We start from the raw sequence: 22,263 nt of genomic DNA on the forward strand, positions 1-22,263 counted from the left end.
GCCGGTGCGGAGTTGTCGGCGATTAGGCTGGGACGGCCTGCGAACGAAAGGAATCCGGTGAACAGCGATCAGGACCAGTTCCGCACCGGCGGGAACGCGCGCGACGAGAATCGGTCCGACGCCGATCCCGAGCCCACGGGTGAGTTCACCATCGACTACACCCCGCCCGCCTGGTACACGCAGAACGCGGCGCCCAGCGCGGACGCGGCGACGCCGCCTCCCCCGCCGCCCGCCGGGCCGCCCGTGGCGGTGCCCGGGCTGCCCTCCAGCGGTGGCTTCCAGCCCACCTGGACGACCGCGCCGCCCGCGCCGGGTCCCGCCCCGGCCGAGGCCGCGGCGGCGGCTCCCGTTCCGCAGGCGGCGGCCGAGCCGCAGCCGTTCGGCGGTGGGGACATCGAGAGCGGCGCCACGATGCGGTTCTCGCCGGGCTCGCTGAAGCGGGAGCTCGCGGAGCGGCTGGCCAAGGCGGACGCCGCCAAGGCCGAAGCGGCGGCCGCGGAGGCGGGCACGGACCCGGCTACGGGTCCGAGTCCGAGTGCCGGTACGGGTACGGACCCGGCTACGGGTACGGGTACGGGTACGGGTACAGGTACAGGTACGGATGAGGCGTCCGGCGCCCCCGTGGCTGAGGCCCCTGGCGTGACGGACGCGCCTCCCGCGCCCGCGCCGACCGCGCCGACCGTGGACGACAAGCCCGTCGACGTGCCCGCCGTCGAGGACGCGGCCGAGGCCGCGGTGAGCCCTGCCCGGGACGCCGACTCCCCGGCGGACGCCGGTGCCAGCGCCGATGCCGGTGCCGGTGCCAGTGACGGTGCTGACCGTACGGGTGAGGCCGAGCCCGAGGCCGCCGCCTCCGGTCCGCTGAGCCCCGAGAACACGGCGGACACCGACGCGCCTTCGGGTGAACCGGAGCCCGCTCCTGCCACCGCCCCGGCCGCTGTCGCCTCCGCGTCCGCTTCCGGTTCCGGTGCCGCTGAACCGAGCGATGCCGCTTCGCCCGCGCCGGTCGCGTCCGCCGACCAGAACGCCGGTGAGTCCGCCGACTCCGGTGACTACGTGACGGCCGCGCCGCTGGCGTCCCCGGCCGTTCCCACTGAGCCGGCCGACGCCGTGCCCGCGGTGACGGACGCGGCTCCCCAGGACGCGGCTCCGCAGGATGCCGCGCCCCAGGACGCCGTTTCCCACGACGCACCGGTGGCCCCAGCCGTCCCGGCCGATCAGCCGTGGGCAGCGCAGGCCCAGCAGTCGGGTCAGCAGCCTGGCCAGGCGCCGGTTCAGCAGCCCGGGTTGCCGCCGTTGCCGCCCGCGTACCAGCCCGCCGCGCCCGCACCGGCGCCGCAGTGGCCCGTACCGGCGCATCAGCCGCAGCCGCAGGCCGGGCAGCCCGGGTGGCCGGTGCCGCAGGGCGACCAGCCGCAGGTCCCGGGCACGCCGAACGCTTCGGCGCCGCAGCAGGTACCGCCCACCGGCCAGCCGGGCTTCCCGGCGCCCCAGCCCCACACCCCGGCCCCGGCCCCGACCCCCCAGGGCGGTTACGGCTTCCCGCAGTCGGCCACGCCGAGCGCTCCGGCCCCGGCTCCCGCCCCCAACACCCCCGCCCCGCAGGGCGCTTACGGGTTCCCGCACCCGGGCACGCCGGGCGCCCCGGCCCCGGCCGCCGACCCCAACGCCCCCGCTCCGCAAGGCGGTTACGGCTTCCCGCAGCCCACCCCGGCCCCCATCCCGGCCCAGAACCCGCCCGTACCGCAGACGCCGCAGGCGCCCCAGGCTCTCCAGCCGCAGGCCCCTCACGCCCCCCAGGGCGGCTACGGCTTCCCCCAGCAGCACGGCCAGCCACAGGGCCAGCAGCAGGCCCAGCCGCAACCGCCGGCGCAGGCACAGCCGCAACCCCAGCCCCAGGCGCACGCCCAGGCGCAGCCGTTGCCGCAGGCGCAGCCGCCCGCCGGGCCCGTGGACCCGCGCAGTGGCACCGGGTGGCCCTCCCCCGTCGCCCACGACCAGCGCGAGCGGTCCGTGCCGGGCGCGCCGCTCGGGTACACCGCGGCCGTGGAGCTCTCCTCCGACCGGCTGCTGCGCAACAACAAGCAGAAGGCGAAGAGCAGCCGCAACACGGGCGGTTCCTCCCGCTTCAAGTTCGGCGGCAAGAAGGAGGAGGCCGAGCGGCAGCAGAAGCTCAACCTCATCCGTACGCCCGTCCTGTCGTGCTACCGGATCGCGGTCATCTCCCTCAAGGGCGGTGTCGGCAAGACGACGACCACCACGGCGCTGGGCGCGACGCTGGCGACCGAGCGGCAGGACAAGATCCTGGCGATCGACGCCAACCCCGACGCGGGCACACTGGGACGCCGGGTGCGCCGCGAGACCGGGGCGACCATCCGCGACCTGGTCCAGGCGATCCCGTACCTCAACTCGTACATGGACATCCGCCGGTTCACCTCGCAGGCGCCGTCGGGTCTGGAGATCATCGCCAACGACGTCGACCCGGCCGTGTCCACGACGTTCAACGACGAGGACTACCGGCGGGCGATAGACGTCCTGGGCAAGCAGTACCCGATCATCCTCACCGACTCGGGTACGGGTCTGCTGTACTCGGCGATGCGCGGTGTCCTCGACCTCGCGGACCAGCTGATCATCATCTCCACCCCGTCGGTCGACGGCGCGTCGAGCGCGTCCACGACCCTGGACTGGCTCTCCGCGCACGGGTACGCGGACCTGGTCCAGCGCTCGCTCACGGTGATCTCCGGGGTCCGTGAGACCGGCAAGATGATCAAGGTGGACGACATCGTCCAGCACTTCCAGACGCGCTGCCGCGGGGTCGTGGTCGTCCCGTTCGACGAGCATCTGGCGGCGGGCGCCGAGGTCGACCTGGACATGATGCGGCCGAAGACGCGCGAGGCGTACTTCCACCTGTCGGCGCTGGTGGCCGAGGACTTCGTCCGGGCCCAGCAGCAGCAGGGGCTGTGGACGGGGGACGGGGTCAACCCGCCGCCGCACATGGCTCCGCCGATGCCGGGTCAGTACGCGCCGCAGCCCGGCCAGCCGCACATCCCGGGGCAGCAGGTGCCCGGTCAGCCGTTCCCCGGGCAGGCGCAGCCGCAGCCGTACGCACCCCAGCAGCCGCAGCCGCCCCAGCCGTACGGCGGGCAGCCGCCGCAGGGGTGGCAGCAGCAGCCGCCCCAGCAGCAGTAGGAGCGGCGAGGGGCGACACCGAAGGGCCCGTACCGTCTTCGCGACGGTACGGGCCCTTCGGGCTTGACCCCTGATCCTCCGGCGGCGGTCGCCGCGCGGAGCGGCGGACGAGTGCTACGCCTGCGCCTCGTGCGCCTCGTGCGCCTCGATCAGCTCGGTCGAGCGCTTCACATCGCGCCCGATCGCCTCCAGCAGCGCCTCGATCGACGCGAACTTCTCCTGGCCGCGCACATAGGCGAGGAAGTCGACGGCGACGTGCAGCCCGTACAGATCGAGGCCGACGCGGTCGATCGCGTACGCCTCGACCGTGCGCTCGGTGCCGTCGAACTGCGGGTTGGTGCCGACCGAGATCGCGGCGGGCATCCGCTCGCCGTTCGCGGTGAGCCAGCCCGCGTACACGCCGTCCGCGGGGATCGCGGTGTGCGGCAGCGTCTCCACGTTCGCCGTCGGGTAGCCCAGTTCGCGGCCGCGCTGCGCGCCGCGCACCACGACACCCTCGACCCGGTGCGGGCGGCCCAGGATCTCGGCCGCGCCCGCCACGTCGCCCTCGGCGACCAGACGCCGGGTCAGGGTCGAGGAGAACGGCTGCCCGCCGCCCGCCTCGCCGCTGACGAAGAGGTCGATGACGTCGACCTCGTAGTCGTACGTCTTGCCCTGCTCGGCCAGGAACTCCACGTCGCCGGCCGCCTTGTGGCCGAAGCGGAAGTTGGGGCCCTCGACGACCACGCGCGCGTGCAACTTGTCGACCAGTGCCTTCACCACGAACTCGGCCGGTGACAGCTTCGAGAACTCGCTGGTGAAGGGGAGGATGAGCAGCGCGTCCACGCCCAGGTCCGCCATCAGCTCGGCGCGCCGGTGGTGCGGGGCGAGCAGCGGGGGGTGGCTGCCGGGGCGCACCACCTCGCTGGGGTGCGGGTCGAAGGTCACCACGACGGAGGGGATGCCCAGCTCACGGGCGCGCGCCACGGCCCGCCCGATGATCACCTGATGACCGCGGTGCACCCCGTCGTAGGAGCCGATGGTGACGACGCTGCGTCCCCAGTCCTGGGGAATGTCCTCCAAGCCACGCCAGCGCTGCACTGTGACCGCTCCTCGCCCGAAACTCGCCCGAAATCCGAACCCGTGTACGTGAGAGGTGTCCTCTCACACAGGTCTAAGACTGCCATGCCCGGCGGGTTCGGCCCTCATCGGCATGGGCACCGCAAGTGCCTCGACCATGCGGCGGGCGCTCGGCCCGATCACGGCGGACCACTCGTGCGGCGCCTGGGCGAGCCAGCCCGCGACCTGAACGGCGAATTCCGGTACTTCCCTGGCCAGCTCCACCACCCGCCGGTCGAAGCAGCAGGCGCCCTCGGGGGTCCGCACCAGGAGCAGCCCGGTGCGGTGGACCAGGTCGCGGGTGCGGGCCTCAGGCCGCGCCGTCGCCCCGAGGGCGGCGGCCCGCAGCAGGGCGTGCAGCACCGCGGGGTCCCGCGACTCGTACCGCTCGTATTCCAGCAGGACGTCCAGGAGTTCGGCCCGCAGGGGGCGCGAGGTGCGGCTGCCGGGCGCGGCGAGCACCGGCGCCAGCGCCCGGCGCACCTGCGGGGAGCAGGCTCGCAGGACGGAGGTGACCAGCGGGAAGAGCACCGCGCGCGCTGCCGGGCCGTACTCCAGGCGCCGCTCCACGAACGCGGCGGCGTGGACGGCTCCCTCGGGATGGCGGTCCACGTACTGGCGGACGAGGGCGGCCGCGCGCCGGGCGAGCGCGGGCGTGTTGATCTCGGCGAGCGCCTCCAGCACTTCGGCGGCGGCGTCGCCCGGCTGGTCCAGACGGGTCTGGAAGGCGGCGAGGACCGGCTCGGGGTGGGTGGGGAGGGCGGCCAGGAGCGCGGCGGCGGGCAGTTTGGGGTCGCCGCCCGTGTACCGGGCGAGCGTCGTGTCGAGGTAGCGCGCGCGGGTGCACGGGTCGCGGACGAGCAGGCCGAGCGCGGCGCCGTGCAGCGGGGTGTCGGCGGGCCGGGCGAGCAGGGCGAGCGCGGCGTAGCGCAGCAGGTCGCGGTCGGCGCCGGCGGTGGCGTACGGCGCGACGCGCGGCCCGTACGCGGCGGCGGCCACCCGCCGTTCGGGCCGGTCGTCGTGGGCCCAGCGGTCCACGGCCCGGCAGAGCGCGGACGGCTCGTCCTCGGCGAGCGCGGCCAGGAGTTCGTCCGCGCGGGCGTGCGCGGTGGCCACGAGCGCCTCGGTGAGGTCGTCGACGGCCAGCGAGCGGCGCGCGTAGAGCAGGGCCTGCGCGGCCCCGGCGACGGTCGGGCGCATCTCGCTGCCCGGCGGCGCGGGCAGCGGCCGCTCATCGGTGAACCACCGGCACAGCAGCGGCTGTACGCTCCGGGGTTCGGCCGCCAGGCGCCGGTCCACGGCGTCGAGGTAGCGCTCCCAGCCGGGCGCGTGGCCGGGCGCCCCGTCGGCGGGGACCAGGCGCCGCATCAGCTCCATCCGGCGGTCGTCGCCGATCCGCAGCCGCTGCCAGAACCACGGCCCGAACGTGCCGAGCCCGCCCAGCCGCCCGGGCCCGCCCTCGCGCACCGACCGCTCGCTGATCCGGTCCGCGAGCAGCCGCAGCACACAGAGGTACGAGCGGGGCTCGGGCACCCGCAGCAGCGTCTGGGTGAGCAGGTGCACCGCCCACCAGCCGGCGTCCTCCGCCCGTTCCGGCGGAGCCGTCCCGGACCCGGCGGCGAGCCGGTCGAGCGCGTCCACCAGCTTGGCCAGGTGCGGGGCGAGCCGCTCGGCCCCCTGCTCGCGGTCGAGGAGGAGCAGGGCCTGGAGGACGGGGCCGATGCGGTGGCGGGGGACGGGGAGGGTGCGGGGCTCGTCGCACGGCGGTTCGGCGCGCGCGCCGGGCGCGGGTGGCGGCGGCCCGGGGCGGAAGCGCCTGCCCCGTCTGCCCTCCTCGCGGCGCGGCGCCCGGCGCTGGTCGGGGACGACACCGGGGTGCGGCCGCCCGGCAGACATGTCCGGGGGCGGGACGGGGCCGTCGCCCGGCCCCTCTCCCCCGGCGCCGCGCGACCCCGGCGGAGGCGGCACGTACCCCGCCGCGTCGTCACCCGGGCCGCTCGTACCCGGGCGGGACGGCAACCGGGGCGGGGCGGAGGCGTCGCCCGAGCCTGCCGCCCCGGCGCCGCGCGACCCCGGCGGAGGCGGCACGTACCCCGCCCCGTCGTCACCCGGGCCGCTCGTACCCGGGCGGGACGGCAACCGGGGCGGGGCGGGGTGCTCGCCTGCGGGCGTGTCCTCGCACCAGCGGTGGACCAGGGCGTGCAGGGCCGCGTCCAGGTCGAGGTGGGCGGCCTGGAGCCAGTCGGCGAGCTCCTCGTGCGCGAAGCGGTAGCCGGATCCCGCCGGGACCAGCAGGCCCTCGGTGAGGACCGCCGAGGCCCAGCCGGTGCGCCAGGGGAAGATCTCCTCGAAGTTCTCGCGGTCCAGTTCGCCCTGGCCGGGGCCGAGGCAGCGCCGGGCCGCCTCGTGGACCCGGCCGGAGACCCGGGCGGCGAGGCGCCGCACGGCCGCGCCGCGCAGCTGGGGGCGCCGGGCGGCGGCCAGCCGTACCGCGACGCGCAGGCACATCAGGTCCAGATGGGCGGCGAAGACGTCCTCACGGCCCGGGCGGCCCGGCACCTCGCCCGGCAGCGCCTCGCGCACCTCGGCGAGCAGCCGCAGGGTCAGCGGATGGCGCCCGGCGCCCTCGGCCAGGGCGCCGTCGGGGATGCCGTACCGCTCGCGCGCCCGGGCCGCCTCCTTGCGGGAGAGGTCGCCGATCCGCACGGCGTGCGGCAGCCGGGGCGCCTCGGCCGGGTACAGCGCCTCGGGCGGGAAGAGCGCCCCGGCCTGCTCCCAGTGCTCGGGGCGGCAGGCGACCACCAGGCGCGCCCCGGCCTCACGCAGCCAGGCCGCCGTCCCGGCCGTCCACTCGGGCAGCCGGTGCGCGAGGACGGGCGGCATCTCCTCGGGCCCGTCCAGCAGGACGAGCAGGGGCCGCCCGGCGTCGGAGGCGAGCCGGGCCACCCGATCCGGGGTGGCGCACTCCATGTCGCCGGGCGCCCCCGCGGCCGCCACGATCCGGCCCGCCTGCCGCAGCGCCCGGGCCACCGCGTCGGCCACCGAGCCGTCGCCCGCGCGCAGATCCGCGCCGCGCAGCCACACCGTGGGCGCGGGCTCGGCGCCCCGGGCACGGCGGGCGGCGAGGGCGGCGAGTTCGGTGGTGCGGCCGGTGCCGGGGTCGCCGACGAGGCCGAGGACACGGGCCGGTCCGGCCGCGAAGTCGGTGAAGTGCCGTACGGTGAGCCGCCGTTCGACCGGCTCGCGCCGCTCGCCGGGTCCGTCGGCGGAGCCCACGGAGGTCGCGGTGAGCTGGAGCGCGCCCGCCAGGTTGAGGTCCTCCCCGTACCCCGGGACGGTCGCCGCGTTGCGCCGCAGCAGCTCCTGGAGCGGGCCGCCGTCGGGGCGCAGCGGCACCGCGAACCCGGCCGCCCGGTGCGCCGCGTGCAGCGCGGTGCCGAGCACCCCGAGCACCGCACCGGTCGCCGCGTCCAGGACCGGCCCGCCCGCGGCCTCGCCGCCCAGCCGCAGCGCGTCGGCGCCCTCGGTGCCGATCGCCAGCTCCAGCGCGGAGCCGAGGAGGTGGAAGCGGTCGGTGGCGGTGTAGGTGACGGGTGACTCGCCGAGCACCCGCGCCTCGCGCCAGCCGTGCGCGGCGATCCGTACATACGTGCCCGGCGCGACCAATGCGCGGGCGGCGACCGGCAGCGGGCGCACGTCGAGCCCCTCGGTGCGCACCAGCGCGAGCCCGGCCTCCGGCAGCGGGGTCACGGCGTCGGCCTCGGCGAGGCAGGTCCGCTCACCGGGGGCGTGCAGCACCACCCGGGTGAGCCCGTCCACCACCTCGTGGCTGGTCACCACGGTGCCGCGGTCGTCGGCGACGAAGCCGGTGCCCCGGGTACGTCCCGCCAGATCGCAGATCCGTACCAGTGTCTCCCGGCCCCCGTCACCGTCCCCGCGTCGCATGTCCGAAACGGTAGTTCTGGGATGATCCGCCCGAGAAGAACGCGGGGCGAAAGCGCCCCCCAGTGCTCCCCTCTTTCACTACGAGCGCCTGCCCCGCCGGGTGAAAACACCGGTGGCGGGCTCGTAAGGAGCCCGCCACAGGTTTGGGAGCACGGGACGGGTCCCGGCCGCGACCGCCGAAGCGCTCCTAGCCGAACACCGCCAGGCTCTTGGCCTTGCCGCGCTGGCTCTCCACCAGCGCCAGGAGCCGCTCGCCCGGCCCGTACACCGCCACCGGCTTCCCGCTGACGTACGTCTCGGGCATGTCCAGGCGCACCCCGTTCAGGAGCAGCCCGGCGCGCCGCTCGTCCACGTCCCAGCGCGCGAACGCGGCGGCCGCCGCCTCGGCGACCGGCATCACGGTCAGCTCCTGTTGGAGCTGGTCGAGCGTGCGGGCCGCGTCCAGGCCGTAGGGGCCGACCCGGGTGCGGCGCAGCGCCGTCAGATGTCCGCCGACACCGAGCCCGGCGCCCAGGTCGCGGGCGAGGGCGCGGATGTACGTACCGGAGGAGCAGACCACCGAGACGACCAGGTCGACGACGGGGGTGCCGTCCTCGGCGACCGCCTCGCGCACGTCGTACACGGTGAAGGAGGAGACGGTCACCGGGCGGGCCGGGATCTCGAACTCCTCGCCGCCGCGCACGCGCGCGTAGGAGCGCTTGCCGTCGATCTTGATGGCCGAGACCTTCGACGGGACCTGCATGATGGCGCCGGTCAGCGCCGCGACCCCGGCGTCGATGCCCTCGCGGGTCACCTTCGAGGCGTCCGTGGACGAGGTGATCTCACCCTCGGCGTCGTCGGTGACCGTGTCCTGGCCGAGGCGGATCGTACCGAGGTACTCCTTCTCGGTCAGGGCGAGGTGCCCGAGCAGCTTGGTGGCCCGCTCGACGCCCAGGACGAGCACGCCCGTCGCCATCGGGTCCAGGGTGCCCGCGTGGCCGACGCGGCGGGTCCTGGCGATCCCGCGCATCTTGGCCACGACGTCGTGCGAGGTGAAGCCGGACGGCTTGTCGACGATGACAAGGCCGTCCGGCGTCTTCTCTACGTTGCTCATTCGGCGGCGGTACCCTCGTCGTCCTCGTCGTCCTCACCGGGCTTCTTGTACGGGTCGGCGTCGCCGGCGTACTTGGCGCCCGAGGAGACCTCGCGCACCGCGGCGTCCGAGGCCCGCGCCTTGTCGAGGAGGTCCTCGATCGTCTTGGCGTTCTCCGGGAGGGCGTCCGCCACGAACGTCAGGGTCGGCGTGAACTTGGTGCCGGCGGCGGCCCCGACCGCGGAGCGCAGGATGCCCTTGGCGCTCTCCAGTCCGGCGGCCGCGCTGGCCCGGTCCTCGTCGTCGCCGTAGACCGTGTAGAAGACCGTGGCCTCCCGCAGGTCGCCGGTGACCCTGGTGTCCGTGATGGTCACGTGCGTACCGAGGCGCGGGTCCTTGATGCCGCGCTGCAGCTTCTGGGCGACCACCTCCCGGATGAGGTCCGCCAGCTTCTTCGCCCGCGCGTTGTCGGCCACTGGTCCTTCTCCTTCTTTGCCTTGCTCGAGCTCAGTGTTCAGTCTTCGTCACTGTGGAGCCTGCGTCGCACCGACAGCAGCTCCACCTCCGGCCGGGCGGCGACCAGACGCTCGCACCGGTCCAGTACGTCCGTGAGGTGCCCCGTGTCTCCGGAGACCACCGCCAGGCCGATCTCGGCCCTGCGATGGAGGTCCTGGGCGCCCGTCTCCGCCGCGCTCACCGCGTACTTGCGCTGGAGCTCGGCCACGATCGGCCGGACGACGGAGCGTTTCTCCTTCAGCGACCGCACGTCGCCGAGGAGCAGATCGAAGGACAGCGTCCCCACATACATGTATGTCCGGATGTCCCGCCGGTCCGGGGTAGACGGCCCCGCCGATGACGTGGCGGGGACATCAGAACCGTACACGCAACGGCCGGGGCCGATCGACGGAAATAAGCTCCGCCGACCGGCCCCGACTCACCTGCGACGATCAGCCGCGCGGCTTCTCGCGCATCTCGTACGTCGCGATGACGTCGTCGATCTTGATGTCGTTGAAGTTTCCGAGGTTGATACCGCCCTCGAAGCCTTCGCGGATCTCGGTGACGTCGTCCTTGAAGCGGCGCAGACCCTCGATGTTGAGGTTCTCCGCGATGACCTTGCCGTCCCGGAGGAGGCGGGCCTTCGTGTTCCGCTTGACCTCGCCGGAGCGGATGAGGACACCGGCGATGTTGCCGAGCTTGGACGAGCGGAAGACCTCGCGGATCTCCGCGGTGCCGAGCTCGACCTCCTCGTACTCCGGCTTCAGCATGCCCTTCAGGGCCGCCTCGATCTCCTCGATGGCCTGGTAGATCACCGAGTAGTACCGGACGTCGACGCCCTCGCGCTCCGCCATCTGCGCGGCACGGCCGGCCGCACGGACGTTGTAGCCGATGACGATGGCGTCGGAGCCCATCGCCAGGTCGATGTCGGACTCGGTGACCGCACCCACACCGCGGTGCAGGACGCGGATGTCGACCTCTTCACCGACGTCGAGCTGGAGCAGCGAGGACTCGAGAGCCTCGACCGCACCGGACGCGTCGCCCTTGATGATGATGTTGAGGTCCTGGACCAGACCGGCCTTGAGCACCTTGTCGAGGTCCTCGAGGGACACCCGGCGGGTGCGCTTGGCGAAGGCCGCGTTGCGCTCGCGGGCGGCCCGCTTCTCGGCGATCTGACGGGCCGTACGGTCCTCGTCGACCACCAGGAAGTTGTCGCCGGCGCCCGGGACGTTGGTGAGACCGAGGACGAGGACCGGAGTCGAGGGACCCGCCTCTTCCACGTTCTCGCCCTTGTCGTCGAGCATGGCGCGGACTCGGCCGTAGGCGTCACCGGCGACCATCGTGTCGCCGACGCGGAGGGTACCGCGCTGGACGAGGACGGTGGCGACGGCGCCGCGACCGCGGTCGAGGTGGGCCTCGATCGCGATGCCCTGCGCGTCCTGCTCCGGGTTGGCCCGCAGGTCGAGCGAGGCGTCGGCGGTGAGGACGACGGCCTCGAGCAGGGAGTCGATGTGCAGACCCTGCTTGGCGGAGATGTCGACGAACATGGTGTCGCCGCCGTACTCCTCGGCCACCAGACCGAACTCGGTCAGCTGACCGCGGACCTTGACCGGGTCCGCACCCTCGACGTCGATCTTGTTGACCGCGACGACGATCGGGACGCCGGCGGCCTTGGCGTGGTTGAGCGCCTCGATCGTCTGCGGCATGACGCCGTCGTTGGCCGCGACCACGAGGATCGCGATGTCGGTCGACTTGGCACCACGGGCACGCATGGCGGTGAACGCCTCGTGACCCGGGGTGTCGATGAAGGTGATCTTGCGCTCTTCACCGTTGACCTCGGTACCGACCTGGTAGGCACCGATGTGCTGGGTGATGCCACCGGCCTCGCCCGCCACGACGTTCGTCTTGCGGATCGCGTCGAGCAGTCGGGTCTTTCCGTGGTCGACGTGACCCATGACGGTGACGACCGGCGGACGCGCCACGAGGTACTCCTCGCCGCCCTCGTCCTCGCCGAACTCGATGTCGAAGGACTCGAGCAGCTCGCGGTCCTCCTCCTCCGGGCTGACGATCTGAACCTGGTAGTTCATCTCGCCCGCGAGGAGCTGGAGGGTCTCGTCGGAGACGGACTGCGTGGCAGTGACCATCTCGCCGAGGTTCATCATGACCGCGACCAGCGACGCCGGGTTGGCGTTGATCTTCTCCGCGAAGTCGGTGAGGGACGCACCGCGCGACAGGCGAACGGTCTCGCCGTTGCCGCGAGGCAGCATCACGCCGCCCACGGACGGGGCCTGCATGGCCTCGTACTCCTGGCGCCTCTGACGCTTGGACTTGCGACCGCGACGGGCGGGCCCGCCGGGACGGCCGAAGGCACCCTGCGTGCCGCCACGGCCACCGGGGCCGCCGGGACGACCGGCGAAGCCGGGACGACCGCCGCCGAAGCCGCCGCCGCCACCGGGAGCGCCACCGCCACCGCCGGGACGGCCGCCGAAGCCACCGCCGCCGCCGGGACGACCGCCGCCGCCGGGACCTGCCGGACGGCCGGCGAAGCCGCCGCCCGCGGGACGGCCGGCGCCGCCCGGACGGCCACCGGGGCCACCGGGACCACGGCCACCGGGGCCGCCGCCGGGACGCGGGCCCGCAGCCGGACGCTGCGGCATCATGCCGGGGTTGGGACGGTTACCGCCCGGGGCACCGCCCGGACGCGGGGCGCCGCCCTGCGGACGGGGCATGCCGCCCGGGGTGGGACGGCCGGAGGGAGCACCCTGGCCCTGCGGACGCGGAGCGCCACCGGGACCACCCTGCGGACGCGGGGCGCCACCGGGGGCACCGGCGCCGCCGGGACGGGGCGCGCCGCCGCCGGGACGGGGCGTCTGCGGACGCGCCATGCCGGTGGAGCCGCCGGAGGTGAAGGGGTTGTTGCCGGGACGCGGACCGGCCGGACGGGCACCGCCCGGACGCGGGGCGCCCTGGCCCTGCGGACGCGGGGCACCCGGACGGGCGCCCTGACGCTCGCCGCCCTGACGCTCGCCCTGACCGCCGGAGGCGGCGGGACGGGCGGCCGGACGCGGGCCGGGGGTGGCACCCGCGGGACGCGGGGCCTGCTGCTGCTGCGGCGCGGGGGCCTGAGCAGCCGCCGGAGCCGAGAACTCGGCCGCGGGGACCGGAGCCGCCGGGGCGGGCTTGGCCGGCGCGGGCTTGGGGCCCGGACGCGGGCCGGGGGCCGGCGCCGTGGACGGGGTGCTGCTCTTGGGGGCCTCGGCGGCGGCCGGCTTGGGGGCCGGGGCGCCGGGCTTGGGGGCAGCGGGACGTGCCGCCTGCGCCGGGGAGGGCGCGGCGGGCTTGGCGGGCGCGGCCTTGCGGGGCGCGCCGGGCTTCGCGGCGGACTTGCCGGCGTTGCCACCGGGTCCCTGCAAAGCGTCGGTCAGCTTGCGTACAACGGGGGCCTCGATCGTCGAGGACGCCGAACGGACGAATTCACCGAGTTCTTGGAGCTTGGCCATGACGACCTTGCTCTCCACTCCGAACTCCTTGGCGAGTTCGTATACCCGGACCTTAGCCACTTCGCTCCTTTTAGGTCCGGGTTACCGCCGGACCGTCGCTACTTCATGGGCGTACTCATCGCGTACTCATCGAGTGCTCATCGCAATCTCGACCTACTTCCAACTCGCGAGGTACCTGACCGCACGGTGTTCCGTGCCGTACTTCTTCTTACGGTGCTGCCTGCTCGACGTGCTGACGCACGGCCTCGCTGTCCAGCTGCTCCTTGACCCTGAAGGCCCGGGAGAGCGCCCGGCGGCGGACCGCCAGGTCCAGACAGACCGAGGCGGGGTGAACGTACGCACCCCGGCCGGGCAGCGTACCGCGAGGATCGGGGACGCAAGCGCCCTCGACCTCCACGATGCGCAGCAAATCGGTCTTGGCCGCTCGCTCCCGGCACCCGACACAGGTGCGTTCGGGGCATGCGCGGGCAGGCGTCCGGCCAGACACGTTTAAGTCTACCTCCCCGTACCGACCTCACCCCTTTGGGGTAAAAATCGAACGGTCGTTGTCCTAAAAGATCACCATGACGGCAACAGCAGCGGGGCCCGGTCTGTTCCCGGACCCCGCGGCCGTCGTGTTCAGTCCTGCTCGGAGGGCTGCTCCGTGTCCGGCCTGATGTCGATGCGCCAGCCGGTGAGCCGCGCGGCGAGGCGGGCGTTCTGGCCCTCCTTGCCGATGGCCAGCGAGAGCTGGTAGTCCGGCACGGTCACCCGGGCGGAGCGGGCCGCCATGTCCACGACCTCGACACGGGAGACCCGGGCCGGGGAGAGCGCGTTCGCCACCATCTCGGCCGGGTCGTCCGACCAGTCGACGATGTCGATCTTCTCACCGTGCAGCTCGGCCATGACGTTGCGCACCCGGCTGCCCATCGGGCCGATGCAGGCGCCCTTCGGGTTGATGCCCGAACGCGTCGAACGGACGGCGATCTTCGTGCGGTGACCGGCCTCGCGGGCGATGGCGGTGATCTCCACCGAACCGTCCGCGATCTCCGGCACCTCCAGGGCGAAGAGCTTCTTCACCAGGTTGGGGTGGGTGCGCGACAGGGTCACCGAGGGACCGCGCACACCCTTCGCCACCCGTACGACATACGTACGAAGGCGCAGTCCGTGGACGTAGTCCTCGCCCGGGACCTGCTCCTGCACGGGGAGCATGGCCTCCATCTTGCCGATGTCGACCAGGACGTTCTTGGGGTCCTTGCCCTGCTGGACGACACCGGTGATCACGTCGCCCTCGCGCCCGGCGAACTCACCGAAGGTGATGTCGTCCTCGGCGTCGCGCAGACGCTGGAGGATGACCTGCTTGGCGGTGGTGGCGGCGATCCGGCCGAAACCGGTCGGGGTGTCGTCGAACTCCTTGGCCTCCTGGCCCTCTTCCAGGTCGGCCGGGTCTTCCTTCGCCCACACGGTCACATGACCGTTCTCGCGGTCGAGCTGCACGCGCGCGCGGCGGAAGCTTCCCTCGGTGCGGTGGTAGGCGATGAGGAGGGCCGACTCGATGGCCTCGACCAGCAGGTCGAAGGAGATCTCCTTCTCCCGTACCAAACCCCGCAGGGCACTCATGTCGATGTCCATGGCTACGCCTCCTCTTCCTTCTTGTCCTTGCGGTTGAACTCGATTTCGACACGCGCCTTGGCGATCTCGGAGAACGCGAGGCGGCGGGCGGTGGCCTTGCGGCCCTTCACACCCGGGACCTCCAGGTCCACGCCCTCCTCGTCGGCGCTCAGGACGCGTGCGACCAGCTCGCCGCCCTCGTTCAGCGTCAGCCGGGCGAGCCGCCCGGTGGCGCGGACGTAGTGGCGCGGTTCGGAGAGGGGGCGCTCGGCGCCGGGCGAGGTGACTTCGAGGACGTACTCCTCGTCGCCCATCACGTCGCTCTCGTCGAGCGCGTCGGAGACGGCGCGGCTCAGCTCGGCACAGGTGTCCAGCTCCACGCCCTCGTCGGAGTCCACGACGATCCGCAGCATACGGCGGCGTCCTGCCCGGGAGACCTCGATCTCCTCGAGATCGAGGTCCTTGGCGCTGACGAGCGGTTCCAGCAGTCCGCGCAGCCTCTCGCTCTGGGTCGTGCTCATCCGGGTGACTCCTCGGCCGCGTGTGCTGTTGTGGGTTCGTCGCGTGTCGAATCAAAGGGTATCCGGTCCCGGGGGGTGTTGCCGTCCACCCGGGGCCGGGCGCGGGTACGCTCGCCTGCGGTGATCACATGGCGGCCCCCGGGGCCGGAGCCCGCAGGGGAGACAGACGTGCCGGTGAGCAGGACGGTGACCTCCCGCAGAGCCGCCCTCGCGGCGACCGGCGCGGCCGCCGCGGCCGGGCTGCTGTCCGCCTGCTCGGACGGCGGCGCACAAGGCGGCGGCCGAAGCACGCGGGAGCGCGAACGCGCACAGAAGGCGCGCGCCGAGGCGGCCCTGCGCCTGCGGACCGCGGCGGCGAGCGCGGAGCTGCGCGACCGGTACGAGGCGGTGTCGCTGCGCCATCCGGGGGTACGGGACCGGCTTGCCCCCCTGCGCGAGGAGGCGGCCCAGCACGCGGCGGCGCTCGCGGGCACCCGCCCACGGCCCTCCCCGCCCGGCTCACCCGGCCCGCCCGTCCCCGCCGACCCCGCCGAGGCGCTGGGAGAGCTGGCGGCGACCGCGCGCCGGGTCTCCGACGGACAGCTGGCCGCCCTCACCGCGGCGCCGCCCGAACTCGCCCGGCTGCTGGCCTCGGTGGCGGCGGCCGGCGCGGTCCACGCGTATCTGCTGACCCGGCGGGAGGGGGCCTGATGGCGGTCCTGATGCCCGCCCTGGAGGCGGCCCAGGCGGCGCTCGCCGCGGAGCACGCGGCGGTGTACGGGTACGGGGTGCTGGGCGGCCGCGTCGACGAGCCGCGCGGGGCCGAGGCCCGGGAGGCGTACGCCGCCCACCGCGCCCGGCGCGACGCGCTCACCCGGACCGTGCGCGACCTGGGCGCCACCCCCGTCGCCTCGGCGCCCGCGTACGCACTGCCGTTCCCGGTGCCGGACGCGGCGGCCGCGGTACGGCTCGCGGCCGAGCTGGAGGACCGGGTGGCCGGGGTCTACTCCGATCTCGTCCGCGCGGCCGAGGGCCCGCTGCGCCAGGAGGCCGCGGCCGCGCTGCGGGAGGCGGCGGTGCGGGCGGGGCGGTGGCGGGGCGGCAGCGTAGCCTTTCCGGGGCTCGCCGAACGTCCGGGCCCGACCGGTAGCTGACCAAGGGACGACGCACGTATGGCTTTCGAACCGCCTGAGCGGCTGGTGCGCGCGCTCGGCGAGACGTACGGGGACGCCGTCGCCGCGCGCTGGCTGGGGCGGCTGCCCGAGCTCGCGGACGCGGCGGTGGCGGGGCGCGGGCTGACGGTGGAGCGGGTGCAGGCGCCCGGCGGCCGCAGCAGCCTGGTCCTGCTCGTACGGCGTGAGGACGGTACGCCCGCGGCCCTGAAGCTGGCGCCCGCAGAGGCGCGGCCGGAGCTGGAGCGGGCGGCACTGGAGCACTGGGCCGGCTGGGGCGCGGCACGGCTCCTGGAGGAGGATCCGGCCCAGGACTCCCTCCTGCTGGAGCGCCTGCACCCCGAGGTGTCCCTGCGCTCGCTGCCCGAGGCGAAGGCCCTGCTGGAGGCGGCGGGGACGCTGCGCCGCCTGTGGGTGGAGCCGCCCGGGGGCCATGCGTTCGAGTCGGTGGCGGAGCGGACGGAGCGTCAGTCGGCCCCGATGCGGGCCGGGTTGCCGTCCGAACTGGCGCCCCTGGCAGAGGCGGCCCTGGCCGCCCGCGACGCCCTGGCGGCCGCCCCGCCGGAGGAGCTGCTCCTGCACGGCAACTTCCGCCAGAGCAAGGTGCTTTCGGCCGAGCGGGCGCCCTGGCTGACGGTGGGGCCGGAGCCGCTGGTGGGCGAACGGGCCTACGACCTGGCGCGTTTGGTGCGCGACCGGGTGGAGGACCTGATCGCGGCCCCCAGCGGCGCGTCGGTGGCGCGCCGCCGGGTCAACAAACTGGCGGACGCGCTGGAGGTCGACGCGACGCGGCTGCACGGCTGGACCCTGTTCCGGGCAGTGGAGTCGGGCCTCCGAGCGAGAGCGGCGGGCCGCACCCAGGACGCGGAACTACTACTGGAGTTCGCGGGCTGGCTGTAGGGGCTACGCCTACGACGGGGAATTCGCCTGCGGGCCGGTGGAGGCTTCCTCGCAGTTCCCCGCGCCCCTTGGCGGCCGGGAATTCGCCTGCAGGCCGGTAGACGGTCACTCGCGCAGTTCCCCGCGCCCCTTGGCGGCCGGGGACTCGTCTGCAGGCCGGTGGACGGTTGCTCGCGCAGTTCCCCGCGCCCCTCATCGGCCGGGAATTCGTCTGCAGGCCGGTGGACGGTTGCTCGCGCAGTTCCCCGCGCCCCTTGGCGGGACGGGGTTCGGGGGGTCGTGGAAGGTGCTGGGGCTGGTGCTCGGTCCCCCGCGCCCCGGGCTCCCCAGGGGCGCGGGGAACTGCGCGACAAGCCCCCACCGAACCCGCAGGACAACCACCGGCCCTTCAAGGGGCGCGGGGAACTGCGCGAGCAACCCCCACCGGCCCGCAGACAACCAACCCCCCAGGGGCGCGGGGAACTGCGCGACCAGCCCACCACCGGCCGACAGCCGGCATCCGGCCGATAAGGGGCGCGGGGAACTGCGCGAGCGACCCCCACCCGCCCGCAGACAACCACCCCCTCCCAGGGGCGCGGGGAACTGCGCGACCAGCCCTCCACCGGCCCGCAGGTGACGCAGCGAGTTGCGGGGAGGGCGGCGGCCGCAGGCCCCGCGAGGGGGGCGGGGCGCAGGCCCGGGGGGGTCAGCCGCGCAGGCGGGTGACCGCGTCCTCGACCGACATCTCCTCCCGCACCCCCGTCCGCCGATCCTTCAGCTCCAGCACACCCTCCCCGGCCCGCCGCCCCGCGACCAGGATCTTCGGTACCCCCAGCAGCTCCGCGTCGGTGAACTTCACCCCGGGCGACACCCCGGCCCGGTCGTCGACCAGGACCCGCAGCCCCGCCGCCGCCAGCCGCTCCGCCGCGTCCAGCGCCACCTCCGTCTGGAGCGCCTTGCCCGCCGCCACCACGTGGACGTCCGCGGGCGCGACCTCGGCGGGCCAGCACAGCCCGTGCTCGTCGGCGGTCTGCTCGGCCAGCGCGGCCACGGCCCGCGAGATGCCGATCCCGTACGAGCCCATCGTCACCCGCACCGGCTTGCCCTGCTGGCCGAGGACGTCGAGCTGGAAGGTGTCCGCGTACTTGCGCCCCAGCTGGAAGATGTGGCCGATCTCGATCGCCCGGTCCAGCCGCAGCCCCGCGCCGCACGCGGGGCACGGGTCGCCCTCCTGGACGACGACCACGTCGAGGTACTCGTCGACCTCGAAGTCACGGCCGCACACGACGTTCCGGGCGTGCGTGTCCGCCTTGTTGGCACCCGTCACCCACGCCGTCCCCGGCGCCACCCGGGGGTCGGCGATGTAGCGGACCTTGTCGAGTCCCTGCGGGCCGACGTAGCCCCGTACGAGGTCGGGCCGGCCCGCGAAGTCCTCCGCCGTCACCAGCTCCACCACGGCCGGCGCCAGGTGCTCGCCGAGCTTGCCCAGGTCCACCTCGCGGTCGCCGGGCACGCCGACCGCCACGATCTCGCCGTCCACCTTGACCAGCAGGTTCTTCAGGGTGGCCGAGGCGGGCACGCCCAGGCGGGCCGCCAGGGACTCGATCGTGGGGGTGTCGGGGGTGTCCAGCTCCTCGACCGGGCCGGCCCCGGCGGCGGCCGCGGCCGCGTCCACGGGGGCCGCCGCGAAGGTCACCGCCTCGGTGTTCGCCGCGTAGTCGCACGCCGGGCAGTCCACGAACGTGTCCTCGCCGGCGGCGGCCGGGGCCAGGAACTCCTCCGACGCCGAGCCGCCCATCGCCCCCGACACCGCGGAGACGATCCGGTAGTCGAGCCCGAGACGCGCGAAGATCTTCCGGTACGCCTCGCGGTGCAGCGCGTACGACTCGACGAGGCCCTCGTCCGTCGTGTCGAACGAGTACGAGTCCTTCATCTGGAACTCGCGCCCGCGCAGCACACCGGAGCGGGGCCGCGCCTCGTCGCGGTACTTGGTCTGGATCTGGTAGAGCATCACCGGCAGGTCCTTGTAGGACGTGCACTGGTCCTTGACGGTCTGGGTGAAGATCTCCTCGTGCGTGGGCCCGAGCAGGTAGTCGCCGCCCTTGCGGTCCTTGAGCCGGAACAGCAGGTCGCCGTACTCGTCCCAGCGGCCGCTCGCCTCGTACGCCTCCTTGGGAAGCAGCGCCGGCAGCAGCACCTCCTGGGCGCCGATGGCGTCCATCTCCTCGCGCACGATGTGGGAGATGTTGTCCAGGACCTTCTTGCCGAGCGGCAGCCAGCTCCAGACGCCGGCCGCGTTGCGCCGTACGTATCCGGCGCGCACCAGCAGCTTGTGGCTGAGCGTCTCGGCGTCCGCCGGGTCGTCGCGCAGTGTCTTGACCATCAGACGGGACATGCGCTGGACCTGGGCGGCTGCCATGGGGATCTCTCCTGTACGTACACGGGTGGTCTCAGGAGGTTATCCGCGCGCCACGCGCGCGTGGAAATCGGTTTACGGCCGGCGCAGCGGCAGGTGCGCGCCCATCACGGCGTACGGCCTCGACGCGCTCGGGAAGTGGACCTGCCCGGCGAGGTCGAGGTAGCCCAGCGCGCGGTAGAGCGCCCGTGCCGGGCTCTCCGTGTCGATCGCGGAGAGGATCGACCGGGGCTCGGTGGCGCTGTCGGTGATCCGGGTGATGAGCTCGCGGCCGATGCCCCGGCCCTGGTGGGAGGGGTGGACGTGGAGCTCGGTGATCACGAAGGAGTCGTCGAGCCAGGCGTCGGTGCCGTTGTGGCGCAGATACGGTTCGACGACCGTGGACCACCAGTGGGCGCGGTCGTTGGGCATCCCGTACACGAACCCGACGAGCGTTCCGTCGGGGGTGAGGGCGCCCAGGGCGCGCGCGCCGGGGGTGGCGAGGTGGCGCAGCACGATGTGGCGGCGTACGCCGACCTCCTCCGGGCTGAGCCCGAAGGCGACCGCCTGCACGGCGAGGGCCTCGTCCACATGGGCGGCGAGGTCGAGCGGTGTGACCGTCACCTCGGGGTTCCGGGGACCGCCTCCAAAGGAAGGTGCCATGGCCGCACCCTACTGTCCGACGACTCCCCGCAGAGAGTGTCAGAAGAGCACGCTCATGAAAGCACCGGTCTCGCGGAAGCCGACGCGGCGGTAGCAGGCGCGGGCCGCGGTGTTGAAGTCGTTCACGTAGAGGCTGACGACGGGGGCGACGTCCGCGAGGGCGTAGCGCAGGACGGCGGCCATGCCGGTGACGGAGAGGCCCTGGCCCCGGTACTCGGGGGCGACCCAGACGCCCTGGATCTGGCACGCGCGCGTGGTGGCGGCGCCGATCTCGGCCTTGAAGACGACCTTGCCGTCCTCGACGCGGGCGAAGGAGCGCCCCGATCCGACGAGCTCGGCGACGCGGGCCTGGTAGAGCAGTCCGCCGTCGCCCGCCATCGGGGAGACGCCGACCTCCTCGGTGAACATGGCCACGCACGCGGGCATGATCACGTCCATCTCGTCCTTGCGGATCCGGCGGACGTACGGGTCGGGTTCTATGTCGTCCGGCATGCGCTCGGTGACCATCAGCGGCTGGTGGGAGCGGACGTCGCGGGCCGGTCCCCAGTGCGGCTCCAGGAGCTTCCAGAGCAGGGCGGTGGGCTCGGCCGGGCCGACGATGGAGGAGCAGCGGCGGCCGGTGCGGCGGGCGCGGTCGGCGAAGGCGCGGACGGCTTCGGGGGTGGCGCAGATGGGGACGAGGTTGGCGCCGGAGTAGCAGAGCGAGCGGAGCCTGCCGCCCGCGTACCAGCCCCACATCTCGCCGCCGAGCCGCCAGGGGTCGAGGCCGGCGATCTGGACGCGCGAGGCCACGAAGGCGTTGGCGACCGGCTCGCTCTCCAGAACGGCGAGCGCCGCGCCGAGGTCACCGGGTTCGAGGACCCGGGTGGTGGTCTGCGTCAACACGTGGGGCCTCACCATACGGTCTGCTGATCTCCGCACTGTACCCGGCGGGGTGGGGTTGATGCGGGGCCGGTGGGCCGGGGGGCGTATGAGCCCCCGCCGGCCGCGGGCCCCGGGGCCCGCCCCCGACCCGGGATGCGCCTACGGGCGCGGGGCACCGCGCCTTGGCCCGGGGTTGCCTGCGGGCCGGTGGAGGCTTGCTCGCGCAGTTCCCCGCGCCCCTTCAAGGCCCGGTGGTCGACCGCGGGCCGGTGGTGGGCTGGTCGCGCAGTTCCCCGCGCCCCTGGTGGGCCGGGGATTCGTCTGCGGGCCGGTGGACGGTTGCTCGCGCAGTTCCCCGCGCCCCTTCGAAGCCCGGTGGTCGACCGCGGGCCGGTGGTGGGCTGGTCGCGCAGTTCCCCGCGCCCCTCTTAGGCCGGGCGCTCGCCTGCGGGCCGGTGGGGGCTGGTCGCGCCGTTCCCCGCTCCCCTTCAGGGGGCCGGTGGTCGGCTGCGGGTTGTCTGTGGCTGAGCGCGCAGTTCCCCGCGCCCCCAGGTAGTTAGGGGCGCGGGGAACTGCGCGAGCAACCCAGCACGGTCCGCACACGAAAGACGGGGCCCGGGGCGCAGCCCCGAAGGGAGAGGAGGCCGCAGGGTGCAGCCCCCAAGCGGAGGGGGCCGGGGTGGGGCCCCCGGGGCCCCCGGAGGGTTTAGGGAAGGGGCGGGGTGGGGGTTACCCAGGGGTGGGAGGGGCTCATCCCGTTACGGACACCTGGGGGTCCCCCGACCCCACCCCATCCCGCTCCATCTGCTCCGCGATCTTCATCGCTTCCTCGATCAGCGTCTCCACGATCTTCGACTCCGGGACCGTCTTGATGACCTCGCCCTTCACGAAGATCTGCCCC

16 protein-coding genes and 1 pseudogene are annotated in these 22,263 nt (G+C 74.3%); 4 read left to right on the forward strand and 13 right to left on the reverse strand.

All coding sequences use genetic code 11. From position 1 onward, the window contains the following. Positions 1–57: 57 nt before the first annotated feature. Positions 58–3,189, forward strand: a complete 3,132-nt coding sequence (locus AC069K_RS34620) for an SCO5717 family growth-regulating ATPase (RefSeq protein ID WP_478622708.1) — start codon at positions 58–60, stop codon at positions 3,187–3,189. A 114-nt stretch (positions 3,190–3,303) separates the two neighbouring features. On the opposite strand, the gene AC069K_RS34625 is transcribed toward AC069K_RS34620, so the two are convergent. The 9 genes from AC069K_RS34625 to rimP form a co-directional block, all read right to left on the reverse strand. Beyond that, a complete protein-coding gene (locus AC069K_RS34625) occupies positions 3,304–4,269 on the reverse strand; it encodes a bifunctional riboflavin kinase/FAD synthetase (RefSeq protein ID WP_365111141.1) in 966 nt (321 codons plus the stop codon). 63 nt (positions 4,270–4,332) lie between these two features. Next, positions 4,333–8,232 carry a trypsin-like peptidase domain-containing protein gene (locus tag AC069K_RS34630; RefSeq protein WP_478622710.1) on the reverse strand — a complete coding sequence of 1,300 codons (3,900 nt, stop codon included), beginning with the start codon at positions 8,230–8,232 and terminating at the stop codon, positions 4,333–4,335. Between the two features lie 187 nt (positions 8,233–8,419). Then, a complete protein-coding gene (gene truB / locus AC069K_RS34635) occupies positions 8,420–9,325 on the reverse strand; it encodes a tRNA pseudouridine(55) synthase TruB (protein WP_358837276.1) in 906 nt (301 codons plus the stop codon). Continuing rightward, entirely contained in the window at positions 9,322–9,780 is a 459-nt protein-coding gene (gene rbfA, locus AC069K_RS34640; RefSeq protein ID WP_358837275.1) for a 30S ribosome-binding factor RbfA, read from the reverse strand. Before rbfA ends, truB begins: the two co-directional genes overlap by 4 nt. Before the next feature lie 38 nt (positions 9,781–9,818). After that, positions 9,819–10,112, reverse strand: coding sequence for a DUF503 domain-containing protein (locus AC069K_RS34645; RefSeq protein WP_358837274.1), 294 nt, complete (start codon positions 10,110–10,112; stop codon positions 9,819–9,821). Between the two features lie 139 nt (positions 10,113–10,251). Further along, positions 10,252–13,359, reverse strand: coding sequence for a translation initiation factor IF-2 (gene infB / locus AC069K_RS34650; RefSeq protein ID WP_358991602.1), 3,108 nt, complete (start codon positions 13,357–13,359; stop codon positions 10,252–10,254). A 148-nt stretch (positions 13,360–13,507) separates the two neighbouring features. Continuing rightward, entirely contained in the window at positions 13,508–13,786 is a 279-nt protein-coding gene (locus AC069K_RS34655) for a YlxR family protein (RefSeq protein ID WP_358837670.1), read from the reverse strand. Between the two features lie 131 nt (positions 13,787–13,917). Beyond that, positions 13,918–14,910, reverse strand: a complete 993-nt coding sequence (nusA, locus tag AC069K_RS34660) for a transcription termination factor NusA (RefSeq protein WP_358837669.1) — start codon at positions 14,908–14,910, stop codon at positions 13,918–13,920. A 2-nt stretch (positions 14,911–14,912) separates the two neighbouring features. Next, positions 14,913–15,410, reverse strand: coding sequence for a ribosome maturation factor RimP (gene rimP, locus AC069K_RS34665; protein WP_365111151.1), 498 nt, complete (start codon positions 15,408–15,410; stop codon positions 14,913–14,915). A 168-nt stretch (positions 15,411–15,578) separates the two neighbouring features. Here rimP and AC069K_RS34670 point away from each other — a divergent pair, with 168 nt between their 5' ends. Genes AC069K_RS34670 through AC069K_RS34680 form a run of 3 tightly spaced genes read left to right on the forward strand, consistent with a single transcriptional unit; the run spans position 15,579 to position 17,461 of the window. Then, positions 15,579–16,100, forward strand: coding sequence for a hypothetical protein (locus AC069K_RS34670; RefSeq protein WP_478622715.1), 522 nt, complete (start codon positions 15,579–15,581; stop codon positions 16,098–16,100). A gap of 11 nt (positions 16,101–16,111) precedes the next feature. Further along, a complete protein-coding gene (locus AC069K_RS34675) occupies positions 16,112–16,543 on the forward strand; it encodes a ferritin-like domain-containing protein (protein ID WP_365111171.1) in 432 nt (143 codons plus the stop codon). Between the two features lie 18 nt (positions 16,544–16,561). After that, on the forward strand, positions 16,562–17,461 hold the full coding sequence (locus AC069K_RS34680) for an aminoglycoside phosphotransferase family protein (protein ID WP_365111156.1): 900 nt from the start codon (positions 16,562–16,564) through the stop codon (positions 17,459–17,461). Between the two features lie 685 nt (positions 17,462–18,146). Here the strand turns inward: AC069K_RS34680 and AC069K_RS34685 are convergent. The 4 genes and pseudogenes from AC069K_RS34685 to AC069K_RS34700 all read right to left on the reverse strand — a co-directional run. Next, positions 18,147–19,859: a proline--tRNA ligase gene (locus AC069K_RS34685; RefSeq protein WP_478622717.1), complete on the reverse strand. Its 1,713-nt coding sequence runs from the start codon at positions 19,857–19,859 to the stop codon at positions 18,147–18,149. A 72-nt stretch (positions 19,860–19,931) separates the two neighbouring features. Then, positions 19,932–20,498: a GNAT family N-acetyltransferase gene (locus tag AC069K_RS34690; RefSeq protein WP_365111161.1), complete on the reverse strand. Its 567-nt coding sequence runs from the start codon at positions 20,496–20,498 to the stop codon at positions 19,932–19,934. A 39-nt stretch (positions 20,499–20,537) separates the two neighbouring features. Continuing rightward, positions 20,538–21,380 carry a GNAT family N-acetyltransferase gene (locus AC069K_RS34695; RefSeq protein WP_358837597.1) on the reverse strand — a complete coding sequence of 281 codons (843 nt, stop codon included), beginning with the start codon at positions 21,378–21,380 and terminating at the stop codon, positions 20,538–20,540. A 732-nt stretch (positions 21,381–22,112) separates the two neighbouring features. Then, positions 22,113–22,263, reverse strand: a pseudogene (locus tag AC069K_RS34700) (flavodoxin-dependent (E)-4-hydroxy-3-methylbut-2-enyl-diphosphate synthase); the annotation flags it as partial.

Source organism: Streptomyces sp. NPDC043908, assembly GCF_056435525.1.